A 15,879-nucleotide genomic window follows, 5' to 3' on the forward strand; every position below is an offset into this window, starting at 1 on the left:
AACAATAAAAAAGCAACCAAATTGGTTGCTTTTTTATTAAGTAAACTAAATTTTAGTTTTCACTTACAAAGGCAATATCGCTCAGTCCGGCTTCACTGGCGCGAGACATTACCTGAGCAACAGTATCGTACTTCGACTCTTTATCAGCACGAAGTTGAACTGTTGGTTTAACATCACCTTGACCCGCTTCTTGAAAACGTTTTTGAAGCTCATCTAGGCTAATTACTTGAGTATCCCAAGCCACTTCACCATTTGCATTGATACTAATCGTAATTGCTTTTGGTGGTGGATCAATAATTTCAGCAGTTGTTTTAGGAAGCGTTAATGGAATCGATGGGTTGGCAACTGTTGCTGTGACCAAAAAGATGATCATTAACACCAACATAATGTCGATTAGCGGAATGAGGTTCATCTCATTCATGCCACTATCGTGGTCTTCACCCAATTGAAAAGCCATTAAGCTTGACCTCCAACATAACTTTGCTGTGCAGTTTTAACATCAGACTTTACAGTTGAGTCTTGCTGCAACATCGTGTCAATTAACAAGCTATGCGCTTGATCTTGTAAGTCATGAGCAAGACCACGATTTGCACGTACACAGATGTTGTAAGCCAATACCGCAGGAATCGCAACTGCAAGACCAAGACCCGTCATAATAAGTGCTTCACCTACTGGTGTAGCCACTTGAGCCAAACCTGCTTGTCCGCTTTTCCCTACCGCAACAAGTGCATGGAAAATACCCCATACCGTACCAAACAAACCTACGAATGGTGCAATTGAAGCAATCGTTCCTAAAACCGAAATACCTTTATCAGCATTGGCTTTTTCAGCAGAAATCTGACGAAGTAATGCCTGCTCTGCAACCGCTTTACGCTGTTCAAAATTCAAAGGTTGTAACTTTGCTTTTAGCGAAGAGATAGCCTGAGAAAGTTGAGCATAAGCTTGTTGTTTTAGCTGGCGAGTCCCCATCAAACGTAAGATGAAAACTGTCCAGGTAGCAATCGACATTGCCAATAAGATGAAATACAGGGTTTTACTCACTGCATCTGCATGTTGCCAATAGATTGAAAAGTTCATATTGAACTCCTGATTAAGGTTAGCCGTTGGGACTCAAATTCATTTAAGGGGTTAAATCAAAGGGTTGCTCTGCTCTAATTGGATAAGCAACACCATTTTCCATATAAGGTTTAAATTTCGCACCGCGAACAGCACGGACAACTTTGTCGTCTAGGCTAGAAATACCACTACTTCTAGTCACTCGTACATTAATAATTTTGCCTTTTTCATCGGCTTCAATGAGTACGACAACAGAACGTGCTTCGCCTTGTAAATCTTTTGGAGAAACTGTTAAACGTGGTGAACGACTCCACTGTACCCCCGAACCACCAATTGAAACTCGTTTTGGTGATGGATCTGGAGCAGGTTGAGCTTTAGGCGCTTCTTGCACCACTGGCTGTGGTTTTTCTACGACTTTTTCAGTAACAGTTGTCGTTGTCGTCACTACTTTGGTTTCAACTTTAGGTTCTGTCTTTACTGTTTCTTTTGGTGTTTCAGCTTTTTTCACCTGTTGAATTTTTTCCACTTTTTTCGGTGGTGTCACAGGCTTTTCAACAACTTTAACTTCTTTTACCTCTTTTTTAGGTTCCGGCTTTTTAGGCGGTTCCTTTGGTTTAGGAGGTAGTGGTTTTGGTTGCTCTTGAATTTTTACGAAACGTACCTGTAAAGGCTTCTTATCGATTGGCTTTAATTCAGCAGGCTTAATATGGCTAACTGCCCATAAGACCCCGATATGACCAATTGCAACCGCAATTAGTGCCGTGATGACTTTCTTTTTCATCGGATTGGGAGAGTTTAAGGCTGCGGAAGATTGACTCATAAGAATCTAATTACCTAATGGATGATGATTTCAGATTTCTATTTACAGAAACGATTTCAAACATCGGATAGAACAATAAAGTGCCACAATAATAAATGAGAAGTGTTTTCATTTGCAACTATTTTTTGAGAAAAACATTTGCTCAAGATCGCTCATTTGTATCAGTTGAGTGTCTTTGCTTTTGTTTTCTCATAGTTACATGAAATGGAATCTCTTATTCACAATGTCTTTACTCTCACTTATATAGTTAGAATAATTTCACTGTGAATAGACCAAATCCTAACATACATCTACTTAAATTTGTTACGTTATATCATTTCAATAATATTTTTGATATAAAAAAACACGCAAGAAGCGTGTTTTTTAAAGTAAGTGTTGTTTAAAAAACAACAGTCTTATTACCATCTACAATAATACGGTCTTCCAAATGCCATTTTACTGCGCGAGCCAACACATTACGCTCTACGTCTTCACCTAACTCACGTAATTGCTCAACATTATAGTCGTGGCTTACACGCTCAACGTCTTGCTCAATAATTGGGCCTTGGTCTAGGTCAGCAGTCACATAGTGAGCTGTCGCACCAATCAACTTCACACCTTTTTCATAAGCTTGCTTATATGGGTTAGCACCCACGAAAGCTGGCAAGAAAGAATGATGGATATTGATGATTTTCATTTCCCATTTCGCAACAAAATCTTCGCTTAGAATTTGCATGTAACGTGCAAGAACCAATAAATCGTTGCCTTGCATCATTTCATCAATTTGCGCATAAGCTTCAGCTTTATTGTCTTTAGTGACTTTGATTACTGTAAATGGAATACCAAAGTTCTCAACAGATTCACGTAAGTCTTCATGGTTTGAAATCACATGCGTAATTTCACAAGGTAACGACCCACGCGCATGACGCCACAATAACTCAAGTAAAGCATGGTCGACTTTAGAAACTAAAATACCAACCTTTTTAATATCATTTACGAAAGCAAGACGCCATTGCATGCTATAACGCTCAGCAACGTTCGCAGCAAATGTTTGAATTAATGCGTCTTTACGTGACTGTAAATGATCAAGTTCAAATTCCACACGCATGAAATAACGTCCGCCCTGAGCTTCCGTCGCATACTGATCAAGCGCGGTAATGTTTGCACCCTGATGGTACAAAAAGCTCGATACAGCCTGTACGATCCCAGGCTTGTCTTCACAAGTAATCAGTAAACGGGCTGTATTGGCAGTGGTCATATTCATTTGGTTAATATCACTTAATTGAGTCAAATTTTTAATAAGCCGAGTATTCTAGCGCTCTAAATAAGCAAGCACAACTATTCATCTTTTAAGGACGACAAGCTGGCAAATAGATCAGAAGGCCCTAATGACTCAAGCAACTGCTCGTAAGTCTCTCGACTTTCTCCCATAAGATAAGGCCCTTCAAGAAAAACCATTTGACGTAAAGCTTGCCAAACCCATCTTTCTTCTAAATGGTTATTGTCACTGATATGGCCAGACATATATAAAAAGTTTGTCCAATTCGTTAATACAATCCATAAGTTAATAATGAGCGCTTCAATTTCAGATGGTGTCATTTTCATAAGACCAGCATCGACAAAGGCTTGATAAATTTTTTGCCCTTGCTGCATTACCTGCCCCGCAAAACGCGGATAAATCTTTTTAAAGTCTTCGTTACTTTCAACTAAATGATAAACATCACGATGAATAAAACGGTAACTCCAGAGTTGACCACTTAACACTTGAAAATAGTTGATTTTATCATTGGTCGTTAACGGTCTGTCTTCAGGTAAAGAAAGCATGTCCAGAGTCTCAACCTGATATTGGTACATTAATTCCTTAATGATTTCATGCTTATTCCGAAAATGATAATACAAATTTCCAGGACTAATACCTAACTCCGCAGCAATATGATTGGTTGTAACCGACCGTTCACCTCGCTCATTAAAAAGCTGCAAACTGATTTGTAAAATCCGGTCCTTTGTCTTCAGAGCTTTAGGTTGAGACATTTTAATAACCTTTAATAATTCACATGGTTAAGACTTGAACACATAAACTGACTTGACTATTTAGAGTATTTACTCTAAAAAATAAGTATATCAATATATTTGGTAAGTACCGATGAACAGTCAAACAAAAACAAATCCAGAGACTCAGCTTCCTTATGATGTTAAGCATTTACATGATTTGCTTGAACAACAAAAGCTGGCTTACCTACGCCATCCGGTACCCACTGCTAAAGAGCGTATTGATCGTTTAGCTCGTCTTAAAAGAGTCTTGGTAAAATATCAAGATCAGATTGCCGAAGCAATTAACCTTGATTATGGCAATCGTGCAGTTATGGAAACAAAAATTGGTGAGCTACTCACCAGTTTGGAGCAAATTAAGTATTACAGTAAACATCTAACTGCGTGGATGAAGCCATCAAAACGCCATATTAGTGTATTACATCAGCCTGCAAAAGGTTGGGTACAATATCAACCTATGGGTGTGATTGGTATTATTACACCTTGGAACTACCCATTATTACTTTCAGTCGGGCCTTTAATCTGTGCGCTAGCTGCAGGCAACCATGCCATGATTAAAATCTCTAGCGCTTCTCCAAACTTTGGACGAGTCCTTGAAAGTGCCCTAGCAGAAGCATTTCCACAAGAATTAGTGGCTGTGGTGAATAGTGGTGGCGTTATTTCAGATGCTTTCAGTCATTTGCCTTTTGACAAAATGATTTTCACAGGCTCAACATCTGTTGGTAAAACAGTAATGGCAGCCGCAGCTCAAAACCTTGTTCCCGTGATTCTTGAGTTAGGTGGAAAATCTCCTGCCCTTGTACATGCGTCAATGGACATGAAAGATGTAGCTCAGCGTATCGCTGTAGGAAAATTATGGAATGGGGGACAAACTTGTGTTGCACCAGATCATATTTTCTTACCACGCGGCAAAACTGCCGAGTTCATCGAAAACTTTAAATTGATTGTAGCTGGAATATACCCTCATTTCCGCAACAACCAAGACTATACTTCTATTATTAATGATAAACAGTACAACCGTATTCAGGGCTATCTCGAAAACGCCCGCGATCAAGGTGCACGTATTGTTGAAATTAACCCACAAAATGAAATTTTAGATGATGTCCGTAAAATTGCACCGACTTTAGTCACTGGTGTGACAACTGCAATGGATATTATGCAAAATGAAATCTTCGGGCCTATTCTGCCGATTTTAGAATATGACCAAATAGAAGAAGTCATCGAGTTTATTAATAGTCGTCCGCGCCCTTTAGCAATGTATTATTTTGACTATGATCAAGCACGTGCTGACTATATTGCACAGCACACCCATTCAGGGCATTTCGGAATTAACATGGTAATTACCCATGTTGCACAAGATGATTTACCTTTTGGCGGAATTGGTGCATCAGGTATGGGTAAATATCACGGGCCAGAGGGCTTTTTTAGCCTTTCTCATGAGCGTTCGGTGATGTCAAATCCAAAACTTTATAGCCTTAAATACATTCTTCCACCGTTCAATAAGCCTATTCATCGTTTCATTTCGAAAACCTTGTTACGCTAACTGATCAAGGCATGATCTGTTATACTAAATCATGCCTCGTTTTTACCAATTTCGCTTGTCTTTTAATCGTATTTTTGGTATAAAACGCCCCTTGAATGAATTCATCCGTTTACATTTAGTATGACTGGCCACAGATTTGCTGTTGGCTGAATCAATGGAGTTACACCATGTCTAAGGTTTGCCAAGTTACCGGCAAGCGTCCAGTCGTTGGTAACAACGTCTCACACGCCAACAACAAAACCAAGCGCCGGTTCGAGCCGAACCTGCACCACCACCGTTTCTGGTTAGAAAGCGAAAAACGTTTTGTACGTCTTCGTTTAACCACTAAAGGTATGCGTATTATTGACAAATTGGGTATCGAAAAGGTTGTTGCAGACCTTCGTGCTCAAGGTCAAAAGATCTAAGGAGTCTGAGCAATGCGTGATAAGATTCGCCTCGTTTCTTCAGCTGGTACAGGTTACTTCTATACCACGACTAAAAACAAACGTACTATGCCGGAAAAAATGGAAATCAAAAAATTTGATCCAAAAATCCGTCAACACGTGATTTTCAAAGAAGCTAAAATCAAATAATTTTAGCCTCGAAAAAAACGACTTCTTTATGAAGTCGTTTTTTTTTGCATTTTTTTTATACCTACCTTTTTGTTAAACTTTATCTATATTCCGCCTTGGCATTTTTGATGCTTGTCTTTAGCCTAACTCACGTAAAAGGAGTTTTTAGTGCCGCATGACGTAGATTTAATTATTTTACTTGCTGTTGGTTTCGGCGTTGCCCTCATTTTTGGCTATCTTGCAGCCCGATTACGACTCCCTCCTCTTATCGGCTATTTAATTGCCGGAATTATTATTAGCCCAAATACACCAGGTGTAGAAGCAGATATTCATCTTGCTAACCAGCTCGCAGAACTCGGGGTCATGTTCCTGATGTTTGGTGTAGGGATGCACTTTTCATTAAAAGATTTATTGCAAGTTCGACGCATTGCCTTACCAGGCGCAATTTTACAGATCGCTGTTGCAACCTTACTGGGTATTGGGGTTTCAATGCTATGGGGCTGGAGTTTTGGTTCAGCACTTGTTTTTGGTTTAAGTCTGTCGTGTGCGAGTACGGTTGTACTATTAAAAGCTTTAGGAGACCGTGGGCTTTTAGATTCAGTTAACGGCAAAATTGCTGTGGGCTGGCTGTTGGTGGAAGACTTAGTGATGGTACTGGTTTTAGTACTCCTTCCTGCTACAGCAGTTTTACTCGGTGGCAAAGCACCAGCAGGTGCAGATGGTAATATCTGGTTAACCCTTGGGATAACCTTATTAAAGGTGATTGGCTTTATTGCCTTTATGCTCATAGTAGGTAAACGTGTAGTACCTATTATTATGCAGTTCGTTGCACGTTTAGGCTCAAGAGAGCTATTTACGCTGACCGTCGTCGCTGCTGCCGTTTCGATTGCCTATGGTTCATATGCCATCTTTGGGGTTTCAATGGCATTAGGAGCTTTCTTTGCGGGCATGGTCGTTAAAGAATCAGACTTTAGTCATCGTGCTGAGGAAGAGACTCTCCCACTACGTGAAATTTTCTCGATTTTATTTTTCGTTTCTGTGGGCATGCTGTTTGATCCACACATTCTTGTTGAGAGCCCACTACATATTTTAGCTGTTATTGCGATTATTATGGTGGGTAAGACACTTGCTGCAATGGCATTGGTTTTATTTTTCCGCTATCCAATCAATACAGCTTTAACAGTCGGGGCAAGCCTTGCACAAATTGGTGAGTTTTCGTTTATTTTGGCGACCTTGGGTGTTTCTTTAGGATTATTAAGTTTAGAAGCTCAAAACCTGATTCTAGCAGGCGCTTTATTCTCAATTACGCTCAACTCGTTCATCTTCTCAGCTATTGAGCCCGTACAACGCTGGATTCGCGAGCGTTCTCACTTAGCCCGACTTCTTGAACGTAGTGGTGACCCATTAGCTATGTTACCCGATGAAGTTGATCAAGCTTACTTACGCGATCAGGTCGTGATTGTTGGATATGGCGGCGTGGGACGACGCATTACTGAAAATCTAATTAATGAGAATATTAAGGTCGTTATTGCAGAAGAGAATCGTGAAATCGTAGAAAAACTGCGTCAGGCAAATATTGCTGCGGTGAGCGGTGTTGCTACCGAACCGAGTGTTTTAATTCAAGCACATATCATGCATGCACGACTCTTGGTGATCTCCCCTATGGATATTTTAGATATCCACCGTATTGTGAGCATTGCCAAGCAATTAAATCCTCAAATTCAGGTATTAATTTGCGCAGAAAGCAAAGAAGAAGCAGCAATTATCCGTGAAGAAAATATTGGCGAAGTGTTCTATGCAAAAGAAGAAATGGCAAAGAATATGAGTCACCACATATTAAATCAGATCGAGCTTGCCCATCAGTCAACAATTCATTAACCCATATAAAAAGCGTACTTAAAAGTACGCTTTTTTTAACTCAAGAATTTAGGCTGTTCGTCTAATACCTCAGCCTGCCACTCGTTTACCTGCTTCTCTAGCAGTCCAAACAATGCAGCCTGAATCATATGCTGAGCAACAACTGGAGTCTGCTCACCCAAGATTGCTTTGACTTCATCGCTAAATTGAATTTTAACCAAGGGTTCATTTTCAGAACCTGCATTACGCAAGGCGAGTTCACCACCTTCGAGTTGAACCAATTCCAACACTGCTTCTTGATTTCCAAATAACTCTTTCAATTGCTGTATAGACATATACTTCCTCCATGTTTCAACATGGTGGCAAAGCACCCTTGCACTTTGCTTCTCTTGTCTTATTTATATAGGCACACCTAGTCTAAATTTCAAGCATCTAGGCAGTTTAATTTTAGAACTCAACCATTTCATTACGGAAACCATCAATTAAATGGCTTAATTCTCGGTGCCATTCACGCAAGATTTTAACATCTGGCAACCAAGACTGAGGACCTTGTGTCACTTTAATAATGAGATTAGAAGAAGTTTCTTCTTCTGGAGTCGGTTCTTTGGGTTCTGGGGCGTATTGGCACATACGATAAGCTCGTTTTAACTCCGCAACAAAACCATCTTTTGCCAATTGCTGCAAAACGGACACTTCAGGAGAAACCTGCCCTTTTGCCGCCATATGTTCCTCAATAGATTTTAAAGTAGGTTGCAAATCATTTAAACGGTAATAACGTACCAATTCTTGTAAGAACGCTAACATTGCGCCATGTAAATGAAATACAGCTGTTTCACGATAAGCTTGTACCTGCTGCACATGATCGGTCTGCTCTGCCTGTTGACACGCTAGACGTGCAAAATAGAGCTTCTGATTGGTACGATCGGCATGATAACGAGCAACACGTGACATAACTAAACTTTCCTGTTCTAAAATCGCCATTGCAATAGCTATTCTTAGCTTAACGACTCCATTGATAAAATCAACGTTATTTATGGTAAATCCAGCTCAACTTGATAAATTTTACGTTTAGCTAAAATTTTTACCGGCTGCCTTAAAGGGCGGACATTACTTAAAACCCAAGCAAAATACCCTTCACTCCAAGCAGATGCACATGCTGACTCAATTTCATTATTTTGCCAACTATGAACAGAGTCGACATCAACTAAAGCGACAGCAACTCCTTCTTCTTGATCAATATCTTTGTTCAGAAAGTTGTGGTTTTCGACAATTAATAGATCTTTCACTGGTAGCTGTGTAGGTGTCCATGAACGTACTTCAAGTGTTTTTATACCTTGAGCGATACGAGTACCATTTGGCGTTACAATCGAAAGGGCTAAAAATTGTCTTTTCATAAGAAAAACTTATTCTTCGGCTGCTTTAACTCGAATTCCATAGCCTTTAACTTTAAGCGTATTTAAGCCTTTAATTGCCTTAATCGCTTCACGTGGATTAGGCATTTCAACAAAACCAAAGCCTTTCGATTTACCTGTGTCTTTATCAGTCACAAGAACACATGTATCAACTTTACCATATGCCTTAAACAACTCTAAAACTTCAGCTTCACTTACAGCACGATCTAAATTACGAACTAATATTTTCATTTTCTAACCTTAATTGGCAATAAAAGGGAGGGCCAATATACATTTAAGTAATCACAGCGTCTTATACAGTAGTTTAGTCCAGATCGATACCAAAACCTAAATTTACTGCAGGAGATCTGTTCCATTGTTTTTTAGTAAATTGCTGAGGTACTTGTCTATGTATCTTTGCTTGAACTAAATGTGTAGGTAAATCATTTAAGAAATAACTCTCGACTTTACGACCTTGCTCATCATACGTGTCTTGCGACCACGTATTAAGATTTTGTTTCGTCAGGATTAATTCATTTTCAGCACGTGTTAAGGCCACATACAGCACACGGCGTTCTTCCTCAACATCATCAAAATCACCCTGTGCTCTTGCATAAGGATATTGATTTGGCGATACATGAGGTACATAACAAACTTTCTGTTCGGCCCCCTTAGCTGAATGAATCGTAATTAGAGTCACTAAATCTTGATCAGTAGCTTTTTCAATTTCAGAAACTGAAATAGGTTCAAGCACATATTCTTCAAGGAATTCACCCAACGATGCATGCTTACGCGCAAGTTGCTTAACCAAATCAAAGTCCTTTAAACGGCGTGACCAGTCTTTAGTTTTATAATTTTGCTCTAGCTGCTCGCCTAAAGCATCAAGAGCTAAGCCAATACTTGCTTCAACATGCTGCTGTAGTACATCTAACTGTTTTAAAATTAAAATTGCTTGTAAAGGGACCTTGCCATGGCGTTCAAGTCGTTGACAGCGTTCTTCAACATCAGCGATTCCCATTAGCTCTTGGGCTAACTTACTCGCTCCAACATCACCAATTCCATCCCATAAGGTTAAAAACCGCATCCACGCCAAATCATCATGAGGGTTGCTCACAATACGTAGCAGGCTCAGTACATCTTTTACATGGGCCGACTCAAGAAGTTTTACTCCACCAATAAAGCGATAAGGTATTTCAGCAGCAATAAAAGCCCCTTCTAGATATCGGGCACTATAGCCAGAACGCACCAAGACCATATGGTCATGCCAGTTTGCACCTTGTTGGTGGCGCGTTATTAAATCTTGTGCAATCCAGTTTGCTTCTTCAAACTCATTACCAAACAAATGTAGCTGTGGCTTTTGCCCTTGGCCACGATGTGCTTGTAGCTGTTTTTGATAATCAATTGGGCTATGTGCCAATAGCCAGTTCGATAAATCTAGAATTTCTTGGGTCGAGCGGTAATTTAAAGCCAGTGTAAGTACTTCTGCATCAGGTATCCGTTCTTTAAAAGAATGAATATTTTCAAAATCTGCACCGCGAAAACCATAAATCGACTGGGCATCATCGCCAACACAAAACAGCTTCACTTTGCCAATCAAGGGTTGTAATAAAGCCCACTGCAAAGGATTGGTATCTTGCATTTCATCGACTAGCAATGCCTGACAAAAACCTGCCACCCAATTCGTTAATGCTTCTGAATTTTGTAAATGAACAGCCACAATTGACAAGATATCGTCGTAATCTAAAAAATTACGCTCTCTTTTACGTTGTTCATAGGTTTTCATTAAATCTGCAATTTGTGCCTTGTGCTCGTAGGCTTCTGGAAGTTGCTTAAGCAGTGCTTCAGAAAGTCTGGTTTGAGTATTTCGAGCAAAAGAATATAAATCGCACAGCTCTGCCGCTTTAGGTAAAACGTTATCTTTTTCTTTACCTCTTAATAAGCGAAACATCAGTAACTGATCATCACGATCAATAATACTAAATTGATTTAAACCAAAAGCTTGTGGGTTACGGCGTAGCAAATACATGCAAAAAGTATGAAAAGTCGAAGCTCTTAAGCCCTTTGCCTGTGCTCCTACATGCTGCTCGACTCTTGCAACAATTTCACTCGCAGCACGTCGAGTAAAAGTTAAAATCTGGATTTGGTTTGCTGGCAAGCCTTGATCAATTAAATAAGCGGCACGAGCAACAATAGTCTTTGTCTTGCCACAGCCAGCACCCGCCAAAACTAAACAGTTCTGAGCAGTCGTCGTGGCTGCTTTTTTTTGCTGAGCATTCAGTTCATTAATTAATTTTGCAAGACTCATAACACATATCGCTAAAACACCAAGACATAGTTTAACAGACCGAGGCAACAGATGCGTCTGCCATCCTAAAAACAAAAAAGAGCACCTAAAGTGCTCTTTGATACAGTATTTTTATTTAAGATACTGTTTTTGAACTAGATGGCAGATGCTTAATCGCTGAAGCCAAACCTAGAAAATTAATTCCTTGAAATAAGATATCAATAGCAAGGAACATTCCTAACACCCAAAAAGGCGAATCTTTGGAAACTAAAATTAAAATACCGGTAGCGAGCGTTAATAACCCTGAAAATAGGGTCCAGCCCCATCCAGTAATTGGCTTAAGTAAAATCGCATTTACTGTACGTATAGCCCCGGCAATAATCAGAGCTATAGATAATAAACTCGTCAAAACCACGGCTGTAGTGACGGGAGTAGAAAAAGCGTAATAACCAGCCATTAAATAAAGTATGCCAAAAAGTGCCCATAACCATCGGCTAGCACCTTTAAAAACACTCATAGCCGCGACAAGATGTAAAACACCTCCGACCATCATGAGTATTCCAAATAAAAAAACGACAGAAAAAGTCGCAAATGGTAATGAACTAAATAAAATCAGACCAAAGCCAATAAGCACAAAGCCTAATATCAAATACCACTTACGATCAGCATGTAACTGATTACGTACCAAATCATTACCGACAGTTTTCATCATGGCTACTCTTATTATCAGGTATTAGAATTTCATCTACCCAATAATAGTGATGTACTTCACATTTTTTGTCTGTATAAAATCTGCATCGTTTCTTAACAATTGATGTGGATAAAGCAGTATTTATCCACAGTTTTATTTCACCCAGCCAATTTCTTGGGCTGTAGGTAAACCTATGATTGTTTCATGTAAACCATTCGGCATTTTACTGCTCTGCTCAGATAACGGTGTTCGACCACCCATAATTTCAGCGTCAGTTTGTGGATATAAAGGCACTTTTTCAGGTTGCGCATAACCTAAAGGATAAAGTGGTTGTCCTGTTTGTAAATCATATTTGTCTTGTGCTCCAAAGCCATGTAATAGCTCATGAATAATCACGACCTGATTTTGTGAAGCTTGTGTTTTGGTCGCAAATAAATTCACACTACCAATACGACCTTTTTCTAAAGCAGTCGAATGGATCAAAACTTTTTGATAATTGGGGTCGTAATAATTTAAGTAAAGTTTGAGTGATGCCCCATTATCTTCAGGTTGTTGATGCCGCCATGCATAAAAACGGAACTTTAAACTCCACCACATTACATGAAAGATATTGGCATTCTGAGGAATCTCAGGAGGTCGTTGCTGTAACGGTTGCCCTAAACGAATTACAAAGTTCCCTGACTGACCACGATAATGTTGTGACCACTGCTCTAAATAGGTTTTTATTTTTTCAAAATCAGTGTCTTGCAATTGATGGATATAGCTCTGTGATGTCTGTAAACCATCGGCGTTAATAGGATGTAAAACGACAACAATAGGTTGATTCCAATCTTGGTTTTGATCTCGCCATGCCTGAACAGCAACAATCAGCAAAATAATTAACAAACATAAAACCCGAATGTTTTTCCACATTCTTTTTCCCCATAAAATTTAAATTTTCTTTTATTGTTTTAGATATAAAAAATGCTAGCTGAGCTAGCATTTTTTATTGTGGACTTAATTAGCCCTCAACCCATTTACCATTTTGATAAATTAGACTCCATTTGGTTTGTTTGCCTTCTGGAGTTTCCGAACCAACATATTGTGATTGATTCTTACGACTGAATTTCACAACTGTCGGATTACCTTCAGGGTCTACATCTGGTGCTTGTAAAATAAATTGATATTTAGGATCAAGCTGGGCTGCAACGCTACGTAATTCCGCAACTTTTGGCGCACGAGTTTCACGAATTTTCGGGAATTTACTTGCAGCCAAGAATAAGCCTGCCGCACCATCACGCAACACAAAATAGTCATCATGCTTCGTTGAGCGTAAATGTTCCATCTTGATCGGTTCTACACGTGGTGGTGCAGGTTGACCACTTTTCAAGACTTTACGGGTGTTATCACAGCTTGTACAAGCGAAATATGGGCCGAAACGACCAGTTTTAAGCTGCATCTCACCATCACATTTATCACACGGAATGGTTGGACCATCGTAGCCTTTAATCTTGAACTCACCTTCTTCAAGCTCAAAACCATCACAGTCAGGGTTGTTACCACATACGTGCAGTTTACGACCACCATCAATGACATAACTGTCCATGGCTGTGCCACATTTTGCACAGCGATGTTTTGACATCAAGTCTGCGGTTTCAGCGCCATCATCATCAGATAGGGCCGCTAAGGACTCAACAGGTGTTAAGTTCAAAGTACCTTTACAACGCTCTTTAGGCGGCAAGTTATAGCCAGAGCAACCTAAGAATACGCCTGTTGTACCTGTACGAATCTGCATTGGACGTGAACATTCGGGACAATGTACAGCTGGTACTTCAACCGGCTGGTTACGACGCATTCCATGCTCGCCTTGAGCATTGGTAAGACGTTTTTTAAAGTCACCATAGAATGTATCTAGTAACTCTTTCCAGTTACGCTCACCTGTTGCAACTTTATCGAGCTGTCCTTCAAGGTCTGCCGTAAATGCATAGTTCATCAAGTTATTGAAACTTTCATCAAGACGATCCGTCACAATTTCACCCATTTTTTCGGCGAAAAGACGACGGTTTTCTAACTTAACGTAGCCACGTTCTTGAATCGTAGAAATAATTGCTGCATAAGTCGAAGGACGACCAATACTACGTTTTTCGAGTTCTTTAACCAAAGAAGCCTCAGTAAAACGTGCAGGTGGTTTAGTAAAGTGCTGACTTGGGTCTAATTTTTCTAATTTTAAGATTTCACCAACTTTAATTGCAGGCAAAATAATATCGTCATCAGACTTATTGGCACCACGAACTCGTGTAAAGCCATCAAATACAAGCGTACGGCCTTTTGCTTTTAATTCAACATTTGCAGCTTCAACCGTTAAAGTCGAAGATAAATATTCTGCTGGAGTCATTTGACATGCAACAAACTGACGCCAAATCAAATCATACAAACGTTGAGCATCACGTTCCACACCCGCAAGTTGATCACCTGTAAGCGCAACATTTGAAGGACGAATCGCTTCATGGGCTTCTTGAGCACCCGCTTTGTTACCATAGCGGTTTGGCTTTGCCGGTAAATATTTCTCGCCAAATTGGCTTTCAATATGAGCGCGTACCATGCTTACTGCGTCATCACTCAAGAATGTTGAGTCAGTACGCATATAGGTAATAAAGCCTGCTTCATATAAACGCTGCGCCAGCATCATGGTTTTCTTCACAGAAAAACCTAAACGAGTACTTGCAGCCTGTTGCAACGTTGAAGTGATATAAGGTGCACTTGGATTCACCTTAGTCGGTTTATCTTCACGCTGTGCAACTTTATATTCAGCACCTTTTAAAACGTCTAATAGAGCATCAGTTTCAGCTTTATTTTTCAGTTTAAGGGTTTTACCAGCTTGCTTAACTGCTTCAAGACGAATGTCATCTTTCTTAGCTTGCGTGTCTGCAAAAACTTGCCAGTATTCTTCTGGAATAAAAGCACGAATTTCTCTTTCACGCTCTACAACCAGTTTCACCGCTACAGACTGCACACGACCAGCTGACAAACCACGGGCAATCTTTTCCCAAAGTAATGGCGAAACCATAAAGCCAACAACACGGTCTAAGAAACGACGTGCTTGCTGAGCGTTAACTCGATTTAAATCTAGACGTGTTGGCTGTTTAAATGCTTCTTGAATGGCATTTTTAGTAATTTCGTTAAATACCACGCGGTGATAACGACTGTCGTCACCACCAATAACTTCTCTTAGATGCCAAGCAATGGCTTCCCCTTCTCTATCCAAGTCCGTTGCGAGATAGATTGCATCGGCATCTTTGGCGAGTTTCTTTAGTTCAGCAACAACATTTTCCTTACCTGGCAGAACTTCGTAATGAGCTTCCCAACCATGTTCAGGATCAACCCCCATACGATTAACTAAAGCCTGACTAGCTTTTTGTTCTTTTTCTGCTTCAGTGAGTTTCGTCCGGGCAGCCGGCTTTTTCTCAGTTGATTTGCTGCCACCTGTTGGCAAATCACGTACGTGACCTACAGAAGACTTTACAATGTATTGCGAACCCAGATATTTATTGATGGTTTTCGCTTTGGCAGGCGACTCCACAATCACTAAGGCACGTTTATGTGCAGCAGGTGCAGTAGATGCTGTGCTTTGAGATGCAGAGCGCGAGGTATTCGCCATATAAAATGTTATTCCTATACC

17 protein-coding genes are annotated in these 15,879 nt (G+C 40.0%); 4 read left to right on the forward strand and 13 right to left on the reverse strand.

Features of this window, described 5'->3' with window-relative positions:
• Positions 1-52: 52 nt before the first annotated feature.
• The 5 genes from KTI78_RS07715 to KTI78_RS07735 form a co-directional block, all read right to left on the reverse strand.
• A complete protein-coding gene (locus KTI78_RS07715; RefSeq protein WP_000885432.1) occupies positions 53-457 on the reverse strand; it encodes an ExbD/TolR family protein in 405 nt (134 codons plus the stop codon).
• The gene (locus tag KTI78_RS07720; RefSeq protein WP_262445688.1) at positions 457-1,077 is read right to left on the reverse strand and encodes a MotA/TolQ/ExbB proton channel family protein; all 621 of its coding nucleotides are present in this window, start codon (positions 1,075-1,077) and stop codon (positions 457-459) included. The genes KTI78_RS07715 and KTI78_RS07720 overlap by 1 nt, the downstream gene beginning before the upstream one ends.
• A gap of 43 nt (positions 1,078-1,120) precedes the next feature.
• A complete protein-coding gene (locus KTI78_RS07725; RefSeq protein ID WP_016142279.1) occupies positions 1,121-1,876 on the reverse strand; it encodes an energy transducer TonB in 756 nt (251 codons plus the stop codon).
• 379 nt (positions 1,877-2,255) lie between these two features.
• A complete protein-coding gene (purU, locus tag KTI78_RS07730; protein ID WP_016142280.1) occupies positions 2,256-3,119 on the reverse strand; it encodes a formyltetrahydrofolate deformylase in 864 nt (287 codons plus the stop codon).
• 74 nt (positions 3,120-3,193) lie between these two features.
• On the reverse strand, positions 3,194-3,886 hold the full coding sequence (locus KTI78_RS07735) for a TetR/AcrR family transcriptional regulator (protein ID WP_016142281.1): 693 nt from the start codon (positions 3,884-3,886) through the stop codon (positions 3,194-3,196).
• A 112-nt stretch (positions 3,887-3,998) separates the two neighbouring features.
• On the opposite strand from KTI78_RS07735, the gene KTI78_RS07740 reads away from it, so the two are divergent.
• The 4 genes from KTI78_RS07740 (at position 3,999) to KTI78_RS07755 (ending at position 7,876) form a co-directional block, all read left to right on the forward strand.
• The gene (locus KTI78_RS07740; protein WP_262445689.1) at positions 3,999-5,447 is read left to right on the forward strand and encodes a coniferyl aldehyde dehydrogenase; all 1,449 of its coding nucleotides are present in this window, start codon (positions 3,999-4,001) and stop codon (positions 5,445-5,447) included.
• Positions 5,448-5,614: 167 nt separating this feature from the next.
• Entirely contained in the window at positions 5,615-5,851 is a 237-nt protein-coding gene (gene rpmB, locus KTI78_RS07745) for a 50S ribosomal protein L28 (RefSeq protein WP_000048256.1), read from the forward strand.
• 12 nt (positions 5,852-5,863) lie between these two features.
• Positions 5,864-6,019, forward strand: coding sequence for a 50S ribosomal protein L33 (rpmG, locus tag KTI78_RS07750; RefSeq protein WP_001205031.1), 156 nt, complete (start codon positions 5,864-5,866; stop codon positions 6,017-6,019).
• Positions 6,020-6,166: 147 nt separating this feature from the next.
• Entirely contained in the window at positions 6,167-7,876 is a 1,710-nt protein-coding gene (locus KTI78_RS07755) for a cation:proton antiporter (RefSeq protein ID WP_224992324.1), read from the forward strand.
• Positions 7,877-7,911: 35 nt separating this feature from the next.
• Here the strand turns inward: KTI78_RS07755 and KTI78_RS07760 are convergent, their stop codons facing one another.
• The 8 genes from KTI78_RS07760 to topA form a co-directional block, all read right to left on the reverse strand.
• Positions 7,912-8,190, reverse strand: coding sequence for a hypothetical protein (locus KTI78_RS07760; RefSeq protein ID WP_002114792.1), 279 nt, complete (start codon positions 8,188-8,190; stop codon positions 7,912-7,914).
• 112 nt (positions 8,191-8,302) lie between these two features.
• The gene (locus KTI78_RS07765; RefSeq protein ID WP_016142283.1) at positions 8,303-8,806 is read right to left on the reverse strand and encodes a DUF6586 family protein; all 504 of its coding nucleotides are present in this window, start codon (positions 8,804-8,806) and stop codon (positions 8,303-8,305) included.
• Positions 8,807-8,886: 80 nt separating this feature from the next.
• Positions 8,887-9,249 (reverse strand): ASCH domain-containing protein, encoded by a 363-nt coding sequence (locus KTI78_RS07770; protein WP_262445690.1) that lies wholly within the window; start codon positions 9,247-9,249, stop codon positions 8,887-8,889.
• Between the two features lie 9 nt (positions 9,250-9,258).
• Positions 9,259-9,498, reverse strand: a complete 240-nt coding sequence (locus KTI78_RS07775) for an RNA recognition motif domain-containing protein (protein WP_002115113.1) — start codon at positions 9,496-9,498, stop codon at positions 9,259-9,261.
• 73 nt (positions 9,499-9,571) lie between these two features.
• On the reverse strand, positions 9,572-11,551 hold the full coding sequence (locus KTI78_RS07780; protein WP_262445691.1) for an ATP-dependent helicase: 1,980 nt from the start codon (positions 11,549-11,551) through the stop codon (positions 9,572-9,574).
• 115 nt (positions 11,552-11,666) lie between these two features.
• Positions 11,667-12,239 (reverse strand): HdeD family acid-resistance protein, encoded by a 573-nt coding sequence (locus KTI78_RS07785; RefSeq protein WP_025470384.1) that lies wholly within the window; start codon positions 12,237-12,239, stop codon positions 11,667-11,669.
• A gap of 135 nt (positions 12,240-12,374) precedes the next feature.
• Positions 12,375-13,133, reverse strand: a complete 759-nt coding sequence (locus tag KTI78_RS07790) for a hypothetical protein (protein WP_262445692.1) — start codon at positions 13,131-13,133, stop codon at positions 12,375-12,377.
• 88 nt (positions 13,134-13,221) lie between these two features.
• On the reverse strand, positions 13,222-15,858 hold the full coding sequence (gene topA, locus KTI78_RS07795) for a type I DNA topoisomerase (RefSeq protein WP_002115027.1): 2,637 nt from the start codon (positions 15,856-15,858) through the stop codon (positions 13,222-13,224).
• Between the last annotated feature and the right edge of the window lie 21 nt (positions 15,859-15,879).

Source organism: Acinetobacter sp. WU_MDCI_Abxe161, from assembly GCF_025514355.1.
GTDB lineage: Bacteria > Pseudomonadota > Gammaproteobacteria > Pseudomonadales > Moraxellaceae > Acinetobacter > Acinetobacter pittii_E.